The 15,069-nt window shown below is 64.6% G+C and carries 13 protein-coding genes; 9 read left to right on the top strand and 4 right to left on the bottom strand.

What is annotated here, in order from left to right:
• Positions 1-68 precede the first annotated feature (68 nt).
• Entirely contained in the window at positions 69-2,102 is a 2,034-nt protein-coding gene (locus D9M09_RS20065) for a GNAT family N-acetyltransferase (RefSeq protein WP_121670230.1), read from the top strand.
• A 51-nt stretch (positions 2,103-2,153) separates the two neighbouring features.
• Here the strand turns inward: D9M09_RS20065 and D9M09_RS20060 are convergent, their stop codons facing one another.
• Positions 2,154-3,419 (bottom strand): putative Na+/H+ antiporter, encoded by a 1,266-nt coding sequence (locus D9M09_RS20060; RefSeq protein WP_070221461.1) that lies wholly within the window; start codon positions 3,417-3,419, stop codon positions 2,154-2,156.
• Between the two features lie 206 nt (positions 3,420-3,625).
• Between D9M09_RS20060 and imuA the strand changes: the two genes are divergently transcribed.
• From imuA to D9M09_RS20040, 4 genes are all read left to right on the top strand, one after another.
• Positions 3,626-4,336: a translesion DNA synthesis-associated protein ImuA gene (gene imuA / locus D9M09_RS20055; RefSeq protein WP_070221460.1), complete on the top strand. Its 711-nt coding sequence runs from the start codon at positions 3,626-3,628 to the stop codon at positions 4,334-4,336.
• Complete coding sequence (locus D9M09_RS20050; RefSeq protein ID WP_121670229.1) at positions 4,266-5,753, top strand: Y-family DNA polymerase; 1,488 nt, start codon at positions 4,266-4,268, stop codon at positions 5,751-5,753. The genes imuA and D9M09_RS20050 overlap by 71 nt, the downstream gene beginning before the upstream one ends.
• Positions 5,754-5,834: 81 nt before the next feature.
• Positions 5,835-6,539, top strand: coding sequence for a glutathione S-transferase N-terminal domain-containing protein (locus tag D9M09_RS20045; RefSeq protein ID WP_121670228.1), 705 nt, complete (start codon positions 5,835-5,837; stop codon positions 6,537-6,539).
• A 70-nt stretch (positions 6,540-6,609) separates the two neighbouring features.
• On the top strand, positions 6,610-7,383 hold the full coding sequence (locus D9M09_RS20040) for an alpha/beta hydrolase family protein (protein WP_121670227.1): 774 nt from the start codon (positions 6,610-6,612) through the stop codon (positions 7,381-7,383).
• On the opposite strand, the gene D9M09_RS20035 is transcribed toward D9M09_RS20040, so the two are convergent.
• The 3 genes from D9M09_RS20035 to D9M09_RS20025 all read right to left on the bottom strand — a co-directional run bounded on the left by D9M09_RS20035 (position 7,373) and on the right by D9M09_RS20025 (position 10,555).
• Entirely contained in the window at positions 7,373-8,167 is a 795-nt protein-coding gene (locus D9M09_RS20035; protein ID WP_121670226.1) for a hypothetical protein, read from the bottom strand. The genes D9M09_RS20040 and D9M09_RS20035 overlap by 11 nt on opposite strands.
• Positions 8,168-8,250: 83 nt before the next feature.
• A complete protein-coding gene (locus D9M09_RS20030; RefSeq protein ID WP_121671166.1) occupies positions 8,251-8,601 on the bottom strand; it encodes a hypothetical protein in 351 nt (116 codons plus the stop codon).
• 70 nt (positions 8,602-8,671) lie between these two features.
• Positions 8,672-10,555: a M61 family metallopeptidase gene (locus D9M09_RS20025; protein WP_121670225.1), complete on the bottom strand. Its 1,884-nt coding sequence runs from the start codon at positions 10,553-10,555 to the stop codon at positions 8,672-8,674.
• Positions 10,556-10,763: 208 nt separating this feature from the next.
• On the opposite strand from D9M09_RS20025, the gene D9M09_RS20020 reads away from it, so the two are divergent.
• The 4 genes from D9M09_RS20020 (at position 10,764) to D9M09_RS20005 (ending at position 15,060) form a co-directional block, all read left to right on the top strand.
• The gene (locus D9M09_RS20020; protein ID WP_121670224.1) at positions 10,764-11,228 is read left to right on the top strand and encodes an Hsp20 family protein; all 465 of its coding nucleotides are present in this window, start codon (positions 10,764-10,766) and stop codon (positions 11,226-11,228) included.
• A 247-nt stretch (positions 11,229-11,475) separates the two neighbouring features.
• Positions 11,476-12,993, top strand: a complete 1,518-nt coding sequence (locus tag D9M09_RS20015; protein ID WP_070221472.1) for a Do family serine endopeptidase — start codon at positions 11,476-11,478, stop codon at positions 12,991-12,993.
• Positions 12,994-13,066: 73 nt separating this feature from the next.
• On the top strand, positions 13,067-13,726 hold the full coding sequence (locus D9M09_RS20010) for a response regulator (protein ID WP_034750756.1): 660 nt from the start codon (positions 13,067-13,069) through the stop codon (positions 13,724-13,726).
• A 2-nt stretch (positions 13,727-13,728) separates the two neighbouring features.
• Positions 13,729-15,060, top strand: coding sequence for an ATP-binding protein (locus D9M09_RS20005; protein ID WP_121670223.1), 1,332 nt, complete (start codon positions 13,729-13,731; stop codon positions 15,058-15,060).
• The last annotated feature ends 9 nt before the right edge of the window (positions 15,061-15,069 follow it).

Raw genomic sequence — 15,069 nt, 5'->3', positions numbered from 1 at the left:
CATGTTCTCGACCTTGTTTTACCCCCTGCGAAGTTTATTGACACTCTCCTGCGGAAAATGGTGCGCCCATGAAAATAGATGACCTGGCCTCAAAACACGATCAAGCAAAGATTTTCAACCTGGAATACGAGTTCCGCATCAACCGGCTGAAGCTCGATTACATCACTCTGGCCGATGTGCGGCCCCCTGGCAATGATCTGGAACAACTGGCCGCGGAACACCAGGCGGGCATCGCCGCCCTGCGCAGCTTCGTCGGTCTGAACTTCAACCATTTCAATGCGGCAAGCTGTTCTTCGCTCAGCTGCATCCCCACGCGCGCCCTCGGTGACGACGAGCGCTACCTGCACCGCATCTGGATGGGCGGGCCGTTGCCGGCCATCGCATTTGACGCGATCGGGCAGTGGGGCGCGGCGCTGGAAGAAGTACGGCACAACGGCGGCGCGCCGTATGTCTCCATCCTGTGGGTGTGGGATGCGCAGCAGCTGCGCAATGACGAACGCTTCAGCCCCACGGGCGGCGCCGGGCGTTACACGATAGGCCGCTACGCCATCGGCGGCACGACCCTGCACATCAACTCGCTGCGCGCGCTGGCGCTCGATTTCGCACCGGCCCGCTTCGACATCCTCGACACCCTGCATACGCAGCGCTACTTCGCCACCCTGTCCGATTATTTCCGCATCCTCATCATGTGCGAATACGGCGGCATGTACATGGACGTCGATACGATCCCGCACAATCCGGCGACGATTTTCCTGATGAAGCCGGAAGTGCCCGACTATTTCCAACGCAAGAGTGATGACAGCGAAGAGCGCCGGCATGTCAGCTGGATGAATCTGTTTCTCGATGAAACGGGCATGCTGATCGCCAAGAAAAACGACGCCGCGTTGCGCGTGATCCAGCGTAATGTGAACCTCGCCTATGCGGGCATCGATGCGCAGGTTCCCCGTTCCTGTCCGCAATTCGAGGCGCAGCTGTTCGGCCAGTTCTATGCGGAATGGAAGAAAAATCTGGGCGTGACCCTGCTCAGCCATGCCGAGTTCTACCAGCGCTATTGCGTGCTGTATGACGGCGTGCGCGAAGCGGTGGCGGGCGGCATCCGCGGCATGCGCTTGCTGGACGATATCATTACCGGCATGCACATCCCCTTGAGCGACGAAGAGCGGCGCGCGTATGCGCGCTGCGTGGCGCGGCTCGACGAGATCGACTGGCAACTCGATGATCCTTTGCGCCTGCCCGACATCGTCGACGTGTTCGACATCGAGGAAGTGCCGCGCATGGCGTATGCGGCCCAGCTGCGGGCGGACATCGATCACTTCCACTATTACTCGGTGCTCTCAAGCGATCCGCAGCTCGATCGCGTAAATGACGTTTTTTGCCGCTACCTGCTGGCCCACCGTTCTCAGCATATTGCCGCCGGCAATTTCTGGCGCCCCACCGTCGGCCGCCACGGCAGCCGCATGCCGGCCGTCAGCGAGGCCGCCCCGCCAGGTGACGAGGCGCAGGCGGGCTTGCTGTCGCATGCGCCGCTCAAGCTGGTGGCAGGTGAACTGCTGGGCGACGAGGCGAAGAACCGCATGGCCAAACTGCTGTTTGCCACCAGCTATCTGGAATACTGCTCGTTCGGCAATAAACTCAATCTGCAGTTCGTCGAATTGCAGCGGCGGCAGAACATCGATCCGTATCTGGCGCACATCCACGGCCTGCATGACGAGGACGAGCGCTTCATCGGCTTTTTCACGGCCGCGACGATGGACGAGTTCCAGGCCTGCGGCGCCGTGTCATATTACCGCGATGACATGAAGGCGCTCGACGATGCGTATGACGCCTTCGTGCTCGCGCATGCGCGCGCCGACGACTGTTTCGTCAGCAGCCTGGCCATCGACGAGAAATACCGGGGCCAGGGTTTATTCAGGCAGATGTTCCATGAGATCCGCGACCTGGCCAGCCGCAAGGGCTGCGCGCGCATCACCCTGACGGTGTGGGAAAAGAGCGAAGCGCTGCAAGTGTATCTGCACAAGGGTTTTCGCAGCGTGGGCACGTTCGACTATGCCTACAGCCTGTTCTATGACCGGCTGCATTTCCTCGTGTATGAAGGAAACTGAGGGGAAACTGAGGGAGAGCAGGGGCGGCCGGCAGCCGCCCCGCGAGGGTGCCTACAAGGCCAGGAAGGCCAGGCCCGCCACGGCCGTCGGCAGCAGGGCGCCGGCCAGCAGGCCGACGGCGCCGATCGATTCATCCTTGAAGCCGCGGCGCAGCAGGGCCACGCCGGCCGGGTTCGGCGCATTGGCGATGACGGTCAGGCCGCCGCCGGCCACGGCGCCGGCCATCAGCATGTATTTCGCTTCGTCCGTCATGCCGACGATCAGCGAACCGAGGTAGGTGAGGGCTGCATTGTCGGTAATTGCCGTCAAGCCCAGGGCGCCGAAGAACAGGGCCAGCGGCTTCAGACTCGAGACGATCGGTTGCAGCCACCATTGCTGCATGCCGCCCAGTACCACCAGGCCGCCGAGGAAGAAGCCGACCAATAAACCCTCTTTCAGGATCAGCGGGCTTTGATAGCGCTCATACGCCTGCACGAAGCCGAGGAAGAACAGGAACAGGCCGATGAACAGCACGGGATGATGCGCCAGGGTCACGACGCCGGCCAGCACGATCATGTGCACGAGGCTGACGGCCAGCGGCACTTTCGGCGCTTCGACTTCACCGGCTTTCGGCTTGATGTCGGAGGTATTGCTGTGCAGATATTTGCGCAGCAAAATGCTCACGCCCGTGGCGTTGACCAGCACGGCGATGGCGGCTTTCCAGCCGAAATGGGTGGCCATGAAGGCGCTGTCCCAGTTCCATGTGGTGGCCACCATCAGCACGGGTGGTGCCGCATACGAGGTGAGGGTGCCGCCGATGGAAACGTTGACGAACAGCACGCCCAATGCGCCGTATTTCAGCCATTCAGGGATGCCCGGGCGGAAGATTTGCGGCGCCAGCATCAGCGCGGCCAGGGTCATGGCGGCCGGTTCCGTGATCAGGGAGCCCGTCAGGGGCACGAGCGCCAGGCCCAGCCAGACGAGGGCCAGTTCCGTGCGCAGCGGCATCACGCGCGCCACGCCTTTCAACAAGCGCTGCACGGCGTCGAGCACGGGGCGCGAGGCGGCCACGACCATGACGACGAAGACGAACAGCGGTTCCGTGTAATGGCGCGACTCGGCGTACTCGATGGCCGCATCGCTGCCCGAGACAAAGGCCATGATGATGATCAGGATGAAGGCCCAGAAGCCGAACACGACTTCCACTTCGCCCAGCAGATGCAGCAAGCCCGCATGGCGGGGGTGGCGCCGCGATAATGTTTCAAACGATTTGGCGGCGAAGGTGTGGATGAGCGCAAGGCCGAAGACGATGGCGCTGATGAGTTGGATGGTGGTCAAATGCGTTTCCTTATGGACGGAGGAAGCCGCCCGGTGCATTGCCGAGCGGTAAGGAGAGTGCTTATGGTACAGCAATCGATGCCAGAAACGGGGTTTTTCGGACATGGCGGAGCGGCCTGCGGGCAGGCGCTGCGCAGATAAGCCTTGCCAAAAGCGGGTCCGGATAGTACTGTATATGCATACAGTATTCATCTTGATATTCAATTATGCAACATTCCCAATTGATGGCGTCGCCGGAAGCCTTGCACCCGTCCCTGTGGCGTGCGTCGCAGCTGGGCCAGGGCGCCGCGCGCTGCCTGGATACGGGCTTTGCCGCCCTGTCGGCGCAGCTGCCCGGCGGCGGCTGGCCCAGCGGCAGCCTTATCGATCTGCTGGTGCAGCAGCCGGGCAGCGGCGAATTGCGGCTGCTGGCGCCCGCGCTGGCGCAGCTGCCGGGCTTGCCCATCGTGCTGCTGCAGCCGCCCCATCCGCCGCAGGCGCTGGCCCTGGCCGCGCAGGGGCTGGCGCCGTCGCAATTGCTGTGGCTCAAAAGCGCCGGCAGCAAGGATGCCCTGTGGGCGGCCGAGAACATCTTGCGCAGCGGCACGTGCGGCGCCCTGCTGTTCTGGCAATCGCACGTGCGCGCCGACAGCCTGCGCCGGCTGCACCTGGCGGCGCAGTCGGGCAACACCCTGTTCTGCATGCTGCGCCCCCTGCACGGCGCGCAGGATGCGTCGCCCGCGCCGCTGCGCCTGTCCGTGCGCCCGGCCGCCGGCGGCATCGAGATCGGCTTCATCAAGCGCCGGGGACCGCAGCGCGACGCGCCGTTGTTCCTGCCCCTGCAACCTCCTTCATTATTGCTGCGCCATGCGACTCTGGATCGGCCTGTGCCTGCCCCGGCTCCCGCTCGAAGTATTTTGCCCGCGCTGGTCGGCTGACCACCTCGGCGTGGTGCTGGAGCAGGAGCAAGTGATGGCCCTGTCGCCGCTGGCCTTGGCGGCCGGCATCCGGCCCGGCATGCGCCGGGCGGGCGCGCTGATGCTGGCACCGCAGGCGCGTTTGCACGAGCGCTCGCCCGAGCTGGAAGTGCAGGCCCTGCAGGCGGTGGCGCTGGCGCTGCTGCAATATTCGCCGCTGGTGGCGCAGGGCGAGGAAGCGACCCTGCTCGTCGACGCGGGCGCCAGCCTGCGCCTGTTCGGCGGCGTGCGCGCCCTGTGCCGGCACATTGCGGCCAGCTTGCGCGCGCTCGGCTACACGGCCCAGCTGTCGTGCGCTCCCACGGCACGCGGTGCCTGGCTGCTGGCGCGCGCCAGTACGCGCCGGGGCCGGACCTTGAGCATGGCCAGCCTGGTGCGCCGGCTCGATGGCTTGCCGTGCGCCTTGCTGCCGCCCGCGCGCCCCTGGCTCGACTGGTTCGAGGGCATCGGCTGCCGCACCCTGGGGCAGTTGCGCCACTTGCCCCGGCCCGGCTTGCAGCGCCGCTGCGGCGGGGCCTTGCTGGACATGCTCGACGACGCGCATGGCCACAGCACGGAACTGTTCGTCTGGCTCGAAGCGCCGCCCACGTTCCGCGCCAGCCTGGAACTGTTCGACCGCGTGGAGCACGCCGACGCGCTGCTGTTCGGCGCGCGCCGCCTGCTGCAGCAAATGACGGGCTGGCTGTGCGCGCGGCAATTTGCCGTCGAGCGCATACAGCTGCTGCTGGCGCACGAGCGGGGCAGGGTGGCGCGCCCGCCCACCGTCATTGACCTGGCGCTGGGCGAAGCCGTCTGGCGCGACGAGCATCTGGTGCGTTTGCTCAAGGAACGCCTGGCGCAACTGGTGCTGGAGGCGCCCGTGATCGGCCTGAGCCTGGAAGCGCTGCAGGTGCAAGCGATGGCGCCGCCCAGCGAGACCCTGTTCCCCGAGCCGGGCGGTACGCCGCAGGAGCGTCAGCGCCTGCTGGAATTGCTGGTGGCGCGCCTGGGTACAGACAATGTCTTGCAGGCCGCACCGCGCGCCGATTACCGCCCCGAGGCGGCCAACCAGTGGCTGCCGCTGCCGGCCAGGGGCAGTGGCAAGAACGCGCCACCCGACTTGCCGCCCGGCTTGTCCGGCATGCCCCGTCCCGGCTGGCTGCTGGCCCAGCCCATTGCCCTGTTGATGCGCGAGCACCGGCCCTTCTATGGCTCGCCCTTGAAAATGGTGTCCGTTGCCGAGCGCATCGAAGCGGGCTGGTGGGGCCAGTCGCAGGCGCGCGATTATTTCATTGCGGAAGGCCTCGACCACGCCCACTACTGGGTCTACCGCGAACGCATCGCCGGCAGCGGAGAAGACGCCGCGCCGCGCTGGTTTTTGCATGGCTTGTTTGGATGAAAGGGCTGTCCTGCTGAAACGGCCATGCTTGGCTATACTTGCTTTCTTGCGTCGCGTCTTTAATTGAAATGAAGGATATCCATGACACCGCTTTCCGACTTCCCCATCACCCAAAAATGGCCTGCCCGGCATCCCGAGCGCCTGCAGCTGTACTCGCTGCCCACGCCGAACGGCATCAAGGTCTCGATCCTGCTGGAAGAGCTGGGCCTGGCGTACGAGCCGCACCTGGTCAGCTTCGAGCAAAACGACCAGCTGTCGCCCGCCTTCCTGTCCCTCAATCCGAACAACAAGATTCCCGCCATCCTCGACCCGGACGGTCCCGACGGCAAGCCGCTGGCCCTGTTCGAGTCGGGCGCCATCCTGCTGTACCTGGCGGAAAAGACGGGCAAGTTCCTGCCGCAGGACGCGGGCCTGCGCTATGAAACCATCCAATGGCTGATGTTCCAGATGGGCGGTATCGGCCCCATGTTCGGCCAGGTGGGCTTCTTCCACAAATTCGCCGGCAAGGAATACGAAGACAAGCGTCCGCTCGAACGCTACCTGGGCGAAGCGAAGCGTTTGCTGGGCGTGCTCGAGCAGCGCCTGCAGGGCCGCGACTGGATCATGGGCAGTCAGTACACGATTGCCGACATTGCCATCTTCCCGTGGGTGCGCTGCCTGGTGGGTTTCTATGGCGCGGGCGACCTGGTCGGTTTTGATAATTTCCCGAACGTGCGGCGTGCGCTGGATGCGTTCCTGGCCAGGCCAGCCGTTGCCAGGGGCGTGGATATTCCCAAGCGTGGTTAAAACAGGCGGCGGCCGGGCGGCGCTACAATGCGCCATCGGCCGCCCTGCGCGGCAGCTTTGATCTGAGACAATGAAATCCACCCGGCAAGATTTTCCCGGCGCGCACGGCCATGTGCTGGCGGCGCGCCTCGACGCGCCCGACGGCGCCATCCGCGCGTACGCGCTGTTCGCCCACTGTTTTACCTGCGGCAAGGACGTGCTGGCCGCGCGGCGCATCGCGCAAGGCTTGACGGAACACGGCATCGCCGTGCTGCGCTTCGACTTCACGGGACTGGGCGCCAGCGAAGGCGAGTTTGCCGCCACGAATTTCTCGTCGAACGTGGACGACCTGGTCGCGGCCGCCGATTTCCTGCGGGCAAAACATGCTGCGCCGCAATTGCTGATCGGCCACAGCCTGGGCGGCGCCGCCGTGCTGGCCGCTGCCGCGCACGTGCCGGAAGCGACGGCCATTGCCACCCTGGCCGCGCCGAGCACGCCCGCCTACGTGACGCGCATGTTCAGCGAGCATCTGGAGCGAATCGCCGCCGAAGGCGAAGCGCTGGTGCAGCTGGAAGGGCGGCCTTTCCGCATCCGCCAGCAATTCGTCGACGATGCTGGCAGCCACAGTTTAAAGGAGCACATCGCCGGCCTGCGCCGCGCCCTGCTGGTGATGCACGCGCCGAACGACACGACGGTAAGCCTGTCAAATGCGATGGATATTTTCACGGCCGCGAAGCACCCGAAAAGCTTCGTCTCGCTCGACGACGCCGACCACTTATTGACGGGACGCAATGATGCGGCCTATGTCGCCAATGTCATCGCCGCGTGGAGCGTGCGCTATCTGCAGGCTGCGCCTACGCCATGAGGCTTGCAGGCGCGGCCAGTTTTTTTCTGACAAGCAGAAACACGATGGCGCCCAGCGGCAAGGAGACGATGAATGTCCAGGGCTGGTAGGCGCTGGTGCCGGCGGCAACGCCAAACAGCTGGATGGCGATGGGCAGGAATAAATACTGTCCCGTCGCCCAGTTGAGCGACAGCTGGCCGAAGCCGATGCTGATGAACAGCAACCAGGGCCATTTTCTCACGGTCAGCTTGCTGCGCAGGCATAACACGAGGGCAGACAAAATCAGCATGGGGGAGAGGATGGCAGCGCCGAGCACCACGTAGTGGCGCAGCGATTTGCCGCGCAGCGTGAAGGTCGCCTGCTGTTCCAGCGATGCCGTCTGCGGCACCACGCTCAAGCCCATGATGGTGGCGTCAGTGCCATATTTTCTCAGCACGATGGTGCTGACGATCCATTTTTCCGGATAGGCATATTCGAAGCTGATACGCAGCAATTGCGGCATATCGCGCTGTTCAATGCGCTGGTAGCCCACCACCTTGACGTACTGGGGCTCGCCTGCCGGGAAGGCGGCGCTCAAGGCGGGCAGCGCCTGGCGGATCTGATCGCCGTTGTTACCCGGCTCGGTTGCCATGCGCACATAGTCCAGCTGTTTTTCACGCAGCAGATCGCTGTAATGCCGCGCCAGCTGCTGGTCCTGCAAAGGGACTTTTTGTTCAAAGTCCTTGATCAGATCGGATTGCTGGCATCCGGCCAGCATGCAGAGCAGGAAGGGCAGGGCGCAGGTGCGCAGAAAGAGCAGGAGCATGGGTGGAGGAAGCAAGGGGACGATGAAAAACGCCGCAGCAGCAGAAGCTGGCGCGGCGTAGAGGTTGTTTATATGTTAAAAAATCAGTCTTCGTCAAACTCTGCTGATAAGTCCTTCCAGCCCTTGCTTGCCGCAAAGGCGGAAAACTCTTCCGGCGCTTCCAGGACGATCAGTTTCTTGTCTTGCAAGCCCAGGTCGCCGTGGCCGAAGTCGGGGCCTACGTAGCCGAGGCTGCGCAGGCGGGTCAGGATGTGGCCGACCAGGGTCTTGTCCTTGTAGGCGCCCGCTTCGAGCGGGGCAGCGAAATCGACGTAGACGTCGATGATGCCGTAGCCTTCGTCGAAGATGCGGATGGCCTTGATGTCATGGGCACGGCCGGAGCCGTCGGTGGCCTTGAAGGGGCCGCTGAGCTGGATGTCGGTGTCATTGTTCATGCCGCCAGCATACACCAAAAGCCGGCCCCGCATAGGGGGCGCGGCGCAAAATCGCCGGGCAATCTCCGCCTCAGCGCGCCTGCAGGATGGCCGACAGGCGGTCGCGCGTGCCGGCGATGCGTTCCAGTTGCGGGTAGCGCAAGCCGCCGTGGTAGTCGAGCGCTACCGTCTGGAATTGCTTGCCCTTTTTGACCAGCAAGTTGATCGGCTGCGGGCTGGCCTTGGCCGCCTGGATGGCCGCCTTCAGCAGCTTGGGCGTGTAAGCCGTGCCATTCACGGCGAGCAAGGTCGTGTTGCCGGACAAACCTGCCTGGAAGGCGGGGCCGTCCCACAGCAGCTTGCCCAGCTTGCCATCCTTGTCGATCGTCAAACCCAGCGAATAGCTCAGGTCCGTGCTCTTGCTGCGCTCTTCATTCGCTTTCAGGAAGGGCGTCGGCGTGTCGCGGTAGACGAGTTTCCAGCCGGCGCGGGCCAGGCCATCGAGCGGTGCGCCGGGGCCGTGGCTCTCCAGGCGCGTGCGCAGGAAGGCGGCCCAGTCGTGCGGCTGCACGGCGTTCAGGGCCGCCACCACATCCTCGAAGGTGTAGGGCAGGGGCGTGGTGCTGCCATCCTGCATGCCAAAGAAACTGCGGGCGAAGTCGTCCAGCGAGCGGCGCTCGTGGGACAGTGCGCGGATGGTGGTGTCGACGTCGAGCCAGATCAGCGCGCCTTCCATATAGTAATCCTCGTCGCGCTGCCAGCTGCTCCAGGCTATGGGACGCCGGCCATTGATGATGGGATCGTTCGTCGTATCCTGCATGGTGCGCCAGCTGCGCCCGGGCATCACGTCGTAATGGGCTGCCGTGGCGGCGAACAGGTCGCGCATGTTGGCTGGCGCCACCAGGCCGGAACGGGCCGCCAGCACATTGCCCCAATATTGCGTCTGGCCTTCGTAGACCCACAGCAGGCTGTTTTGCAGCGGCGTGTTGAAATCCGGCGTGTCCTGACCGGCGGGACGGCGGAACTTGCCGTTCCACGAGTGCACCAGCTCGTGCGGCAGCAGAACGCGGCCCGCCTCGTTCTTGTCCCACTCGCTGAAATAGCCGGGCTTGACGCCGTTTTCGCTCGACTGCAGGTGTTCGCGGCCGATGCCGCCGAACTCGTCGCTCAAGGCCAGCAGGAAATCATAGTGGCGGTAGTGGCGCGCGCCGAACAATTTGTAGGCTTGCTGCAGCATGGCCCGGTGTTGCTCGACTTGCTGCGGCGACGCTTCCAGGCTGTCGGCGCTGTCGGCCATCACATTCAGCAGCACGGGCACCTTGGCACCCGGGTCGAGGTCGATGCGCTCGACATGGCGGCCGGCAAAGACGGGCGAGTCGACCAGGGTGTCAAGGTCCAGCGGCTCGAAATCGACTTGCTGGCTGGCCGGCGTGGCCGCCCGCGCGCGCACTTCCAGGGCGCTGGCAAATTCCCAGCCGGCCGGCAGGGTCAGGCTCGGTTGCACGAGAATGTCGCGCGCGGCGCGGCCCGCCGGATACAGGGTCATCGCATGCCATTGCACGCCCAGCATGGCGCTTGTCATGGTGATGCGGCCCTGGCTCGTGTCGACGGGCGAGAGTAGCTGGTATTGCGCTTCCACGGCCGTGGCGCCGGCCGGCACGTCGAGGTGAAAAGCGAACATATTGACGGGGTCGCGCCGCCACTCCAGGGGCGCGCCGTTGGCGGACAGGCGCAGGCCGGCCAGCTGGTTCAGCGGGCCGCTGGGGCCGTGGTTGCCCGGTACCCATTGCGGATACAGCAAGGTCAGCTTGCCGGGCGCGGCGGGAATGCTTGCGCGGATGCTGAACAGTTGCTGCGCCACATTGCTGGCGTCCACCTGCAGCACGATGGGGGGAGCAGTGGGCGAGGCGGCCTGGGCCGCAGTGGAAACGAGAAGCGAGAAGGACAGGGACAGGACGGCACGGGAATAGGGCATGGAGCGGGGCATGGGACGGGGCGGCGGGGAGGACAAAGGGCGAGTCTAGCATTCTGTAAAAATTTCTTACAAATTTGAGGCCGTCTGGGGCGTTTTACGCCAATTTCAAGGCCTTGAAAGGGACTGGAGAGGCCGTATATCGGTAACAGGCGGATGCTCATGGTGAGGTCCGCCCCTCTTATCGCTTCATTTGAAAAGGATATTTATCATGCGTACTTTTGACCTTGCTCCCCTGTACCGTTCCGCCATCGGCTTTGACCGCCTGGCACAGCTGCTCAACGAACAGCGCGCCGATGCGCAACCGAGCTATCCGCCCTACAACATCGAACTGGTGTCGGAAGATAAATACCGTATCGTGATGGCATTGGCCGGCTTCTCGCGCGAAGAGATCGACATCATCACCGAACGCGACTCGCTGCACGTCACGGGCCGCAAGCAGAAAGATGGCGTCGAGCGCACGTTCTTGCACCGCGGCATCGCTGCCCGCGATTTCGAACAGCGTTTCCAGCTGGCCAACCACGTGAAGGTCACGGGCGCCACGTTTGAAAACGGCATGCTGACCATCGACCTCGTGCGCGAAGTGCCGGAAGCGCTGAAACCGCGCAAGATCGAGATCGGCAGCGGCACCGGCAGCGATACCGTCAGTGTGCTGGAACAGCGCCAGGCAGCCTGATCTGATCGCGGCGCCCCTAGGGCGCCCGGGCTAGCTTCTCCCATGCAGTAAAATACTGGCCGGTTGATCCGGCCAGTGTCACGTCCGGAGCCCATTCGGGCTTCCATTGATTGTCACGCGGCACGCAAGATTAAACCCTGCTTAAAGGCGCAAATGCCTGTTTCCAAATAGAAAAATGTTAAGCACCGCCTAAGACTCGTGGCCCACTATTGCATACATCAAAATCTCATTGAATGAGGAGCAATTCATGGAACAGCAAACGAATACCGCATCCCTGAAAATCAAACGCACCGTAGCCGCGCTGGCCGCGATCGGTGTGCTGGGCGCCGGCGGCGCCATGGTAGTGCATCAGAACAATGCCGGCGCGAATGCGGCCGCCGCTGGCGCCCCCGCCGCCCCCGTGGCTGCGGCCGTGGCGCCCGCCGCCAGCGCGCCGCTGGTGGCCTTGCCCGACTTTAGCCAGATCGCCGCGCGCAACAGCCCGGCCGTCGTCAATATCAGCGTCACGGGCAGCACCAAGGTGGCCTACGACCCATCGGCCCAGGCCGGCAACGACGATTTCGGCAACGACCCCTTCTTCGAATTTTTCCGCCGATTCCAGGGTCCGCAAGGCGGGCAGCGGGGCGGGCGCGACGTGCCCACGCATGGCCTCGGTTCCGGTTTCATCGTCAGCCCCGACGGCGTCATCATGACGAATGCCCACGTGGTGCGCGATGCGCGCGAAGTGACCGTCAAGCTCAACGACCGCCGCGAATTCCGCGCCAAGGTGCTGGGCACGGACCCGAAGACGGATATCGCCGTGCTGAAGATCGATGCCAATAACCTGCCCGTCGTGCCGCTCGGCCATTCGAGCGACCTGAAAGTGGGCGAGTGGGTACTGGCCATCGGTTCGCCATACGGTTTCGACAGCACGGTGACGGCCGGCGTCGTCAGCGCCAAGGGCCGTTCCCTGCCCGACGACAGCAATGTGCCGTTCATCCAGACGGACGTGGCGGTCAACCCCGGCAACTCGGGCGGTCCGCTGTTCAATACGCGCGGCGAAGTGGTCGGCATCAATTCGCAGATCTACAGCCAGACGGGCGGCTTCCAGGGCTTGTCGTTCGCCATCCCGATCGACCTGGCCGGCCGCATCAAGGACCAGATCGTCGCCACGGGCAAGGCCAGCCATGCCAAGCTGGGCGTGACGGTGCAGGAAGTCAACCAGGGCTTTGCCGACTCGTTCAAGCTGGCCACGCCGGAAGGCGCGCTGGTGGCCAACGTCGAGCGGGGCAGCCCGGCCGACAAGGCGGGCCTGAAATCGGGCGACGTCGTGCGCAAGGTGAATGGCCAGCGCATCATCGGCTCGGCCGACTTGCCGGCGCTGGTGGGCACGTCCTTGCCAGGCGACAAGATCACCATGGATGTCTGGCGTGACGGCAAGATCGTCAGCCTGACGGCAACCCTGGGCAATGCGGCCGACAAGGTGGCCGAAGTGGCCAAGAGCGACAGCGCCGCCGGCAAGGTAAAGCTGGGCCTGGCCCTGCGTCCGTTACAATCGGATGAAAAACGCGAGGCGGGCATCAGCGCCGGCCTGCTGGTGGAAGACGCGGGCGGTGCCGCCGCGAATGCCGGAGTGCAGCCGGGCGACGTGCTATTGTCGGTCAATGGCCGTCCCGTCAACACGGTCGAGCAGGTGCGCGACGTGGTGGAAAAATCCGCCAAGTCGGTGGCCTTGCTGATACAGCGCGGCCCCGATAAGATCTTCATTCCCGTGCGGCTGGGGTAAATACCGGGGTCAGACCCGCCGGGTCTGACCCCAGCCTTCCGCTATGGGGCAAATAAATAAAAAAGGAGCGGCCATGCGGCTATTGCTGGTAGAAGACGACACGATGATCGGCGAGGTGGTGCTCGACTTGCTGCGCGCCGAGCATTACGCGGTGGACTGGGTCAAGGATGGCGACATGGCCGATACGGCCCTGCAGACGCAGACCTATGACCTGGTGCTGCTGGACCTGGGCTTGCCCCGCAAGGACGGTCTCGACGTGCTGCGCTCGATGCGCTTGCGCAAGCTCGACACGCCGGTGCTGGTCGCCACGGCGCGCGATGCCATCGAGCAGCGCATCGCCGGCCTCGACGCGGGCGCCGACGATTACGTATTAAAACCGTACGACCTCGACGAACTGCTGGCGCGCATCCGCGCCCTGCTGCGGCGCGCCTCGGGGCGGCCGGAACCGGTCTTCGAGCACCAGGGCGTCTCCATCAATCCGCTGACGCGCGAAGTGATCGCCGAGGGCCATCCCGTCAACCTGTCGGCGCGCGAATGGGCCGTGCTGGAAGCGTTGATCGCGCGTCCCGGCATCGTGCTGTCGCGCGCGCAGCTGGAAGAAAAGCTGTACAGCTGGAAAGATGAAGTCAACAGCAATGCCGTGGAAGTGTATATCCACGGCTTGCGCAAGAAGCTGGGCAGCGACTTGATCCAGAACGTGCGCGGCCTCGGCTACATGGTGCCCAAGGCATGAGGATGAAGGTCACGGTGACGCACTCGCTGCGCGGCCGCCTGCTGTGGTTTTTGCTGGCGGCCATCATCATGGCGGCCCTGGCGCAGGCCTCGATCGCCTACCGCAGCGCCCTGTACGATGCCGACCAGATTTTCGATTACCACATGCAGCAGATGGCCCTGTCGCTGCGCTCCGGCGCGCCGCTGGCCAACCACGCGCAAGCCTTGCCGGCCGACCCCGTCAACAACGATATGGTGGTGCAGGTATGGACGCCGGACGGCGTGCAGGTGTTCCGTTCGATCACGCGCGCGGAACTGCCGCAGCGCGCCGTGCTGGGCTTTTCGAACGTGAAAGCCAACGGCACCACCTACCGCATCTTTTCCGTGCAAACCAGTTCCCAGACCGTGCAGATCGCCCAGGACATGGCCGTGCGCAAGCGCATGGCCGGCAGCCTTGCGCTGCGCACGGTGGGGCCGATTGCCCTGATGGCGCCTATCCTGATGCTCGTCGTCTGGTGGGTCGTCAGCGGTTCGCTGGCGCCCGTCTCGCGCGTGCGCAAGCAGGTGGCGGCGCGCCAGGCGGACGATCTGTCACCCGTTTCGGAAGCGGGCTTGCCCGACGAAGTACGGCCCCTGGTGCATGAGCTCAATCTTTTGTTCGGCCGCGTCAAAACGGCGTTCGACGCGCAGCAGCATTTCGTCGCCGACGCCGCGCATGAATTGCGCACGCCGCTGGCGGCATTGAAACTGCAGGTATTGAGCCTGGAGCGGGCCGAATCGCAGGAAAAGCGCAGCCTGGCGATCAGCCGCGTGAGCGCCGGCATCGAGCGGGCCACGCGCCTGGTCGAGCAGCTGCTGGTACTGGCGCGCCAGGAAGCGAGCGCCGCCAGCGGCGACCAGCTGCAGGCGGTGGACTTGAACGACGTCGTCAAGCGCGCGCTGGGCGACATGGCCGGCATCGCGCAGGCGCGCAAGATCGACCTGGGCCTGCACCACATGGACCCGGCCAAGGTGGCCGGCCAGGCCGATGCGCTCAACATCATGCTGCGCAACCTGGTCGACAACGCCATCAAGTACACGCCGCAGGGCGGCACCGTCGACATCGACCTGCGCGCCAGCCCCGTCGGCGTGACGTTATCGGTGGAAGACAGCGGCCCCGGCATCCCGCCCGACGAGCGCGAGCGCGTCTTCAGCCGCTTCTACCGCGTGCCCGGCACGGACGCCAACGGCAGCGGCCTGGGCCTGGCCATCATCAAGGCCATCGCCGAGCGCCATGGCGCGCGTCTGGTGCTCGACAAATCCGAGCGCCTGGGCGGCCTGTGCGTGCGCGTGGAATTCCCGCAAGCCGTGAAATGAGCGTTTTAA

This window comes from Janthinobacterium agaricidamnosum (genome assembly GCF_003667705.1).
Taxonomy (GTDB): Bacteria; Pseudomonadota; Gammaproteobacteria; order Burkholderiales; family Burkholderiaceae_D; genus Janthinobacterium.
This window is presented reverse-complemented; position numbering and strand designations above follow the sequence as displayed.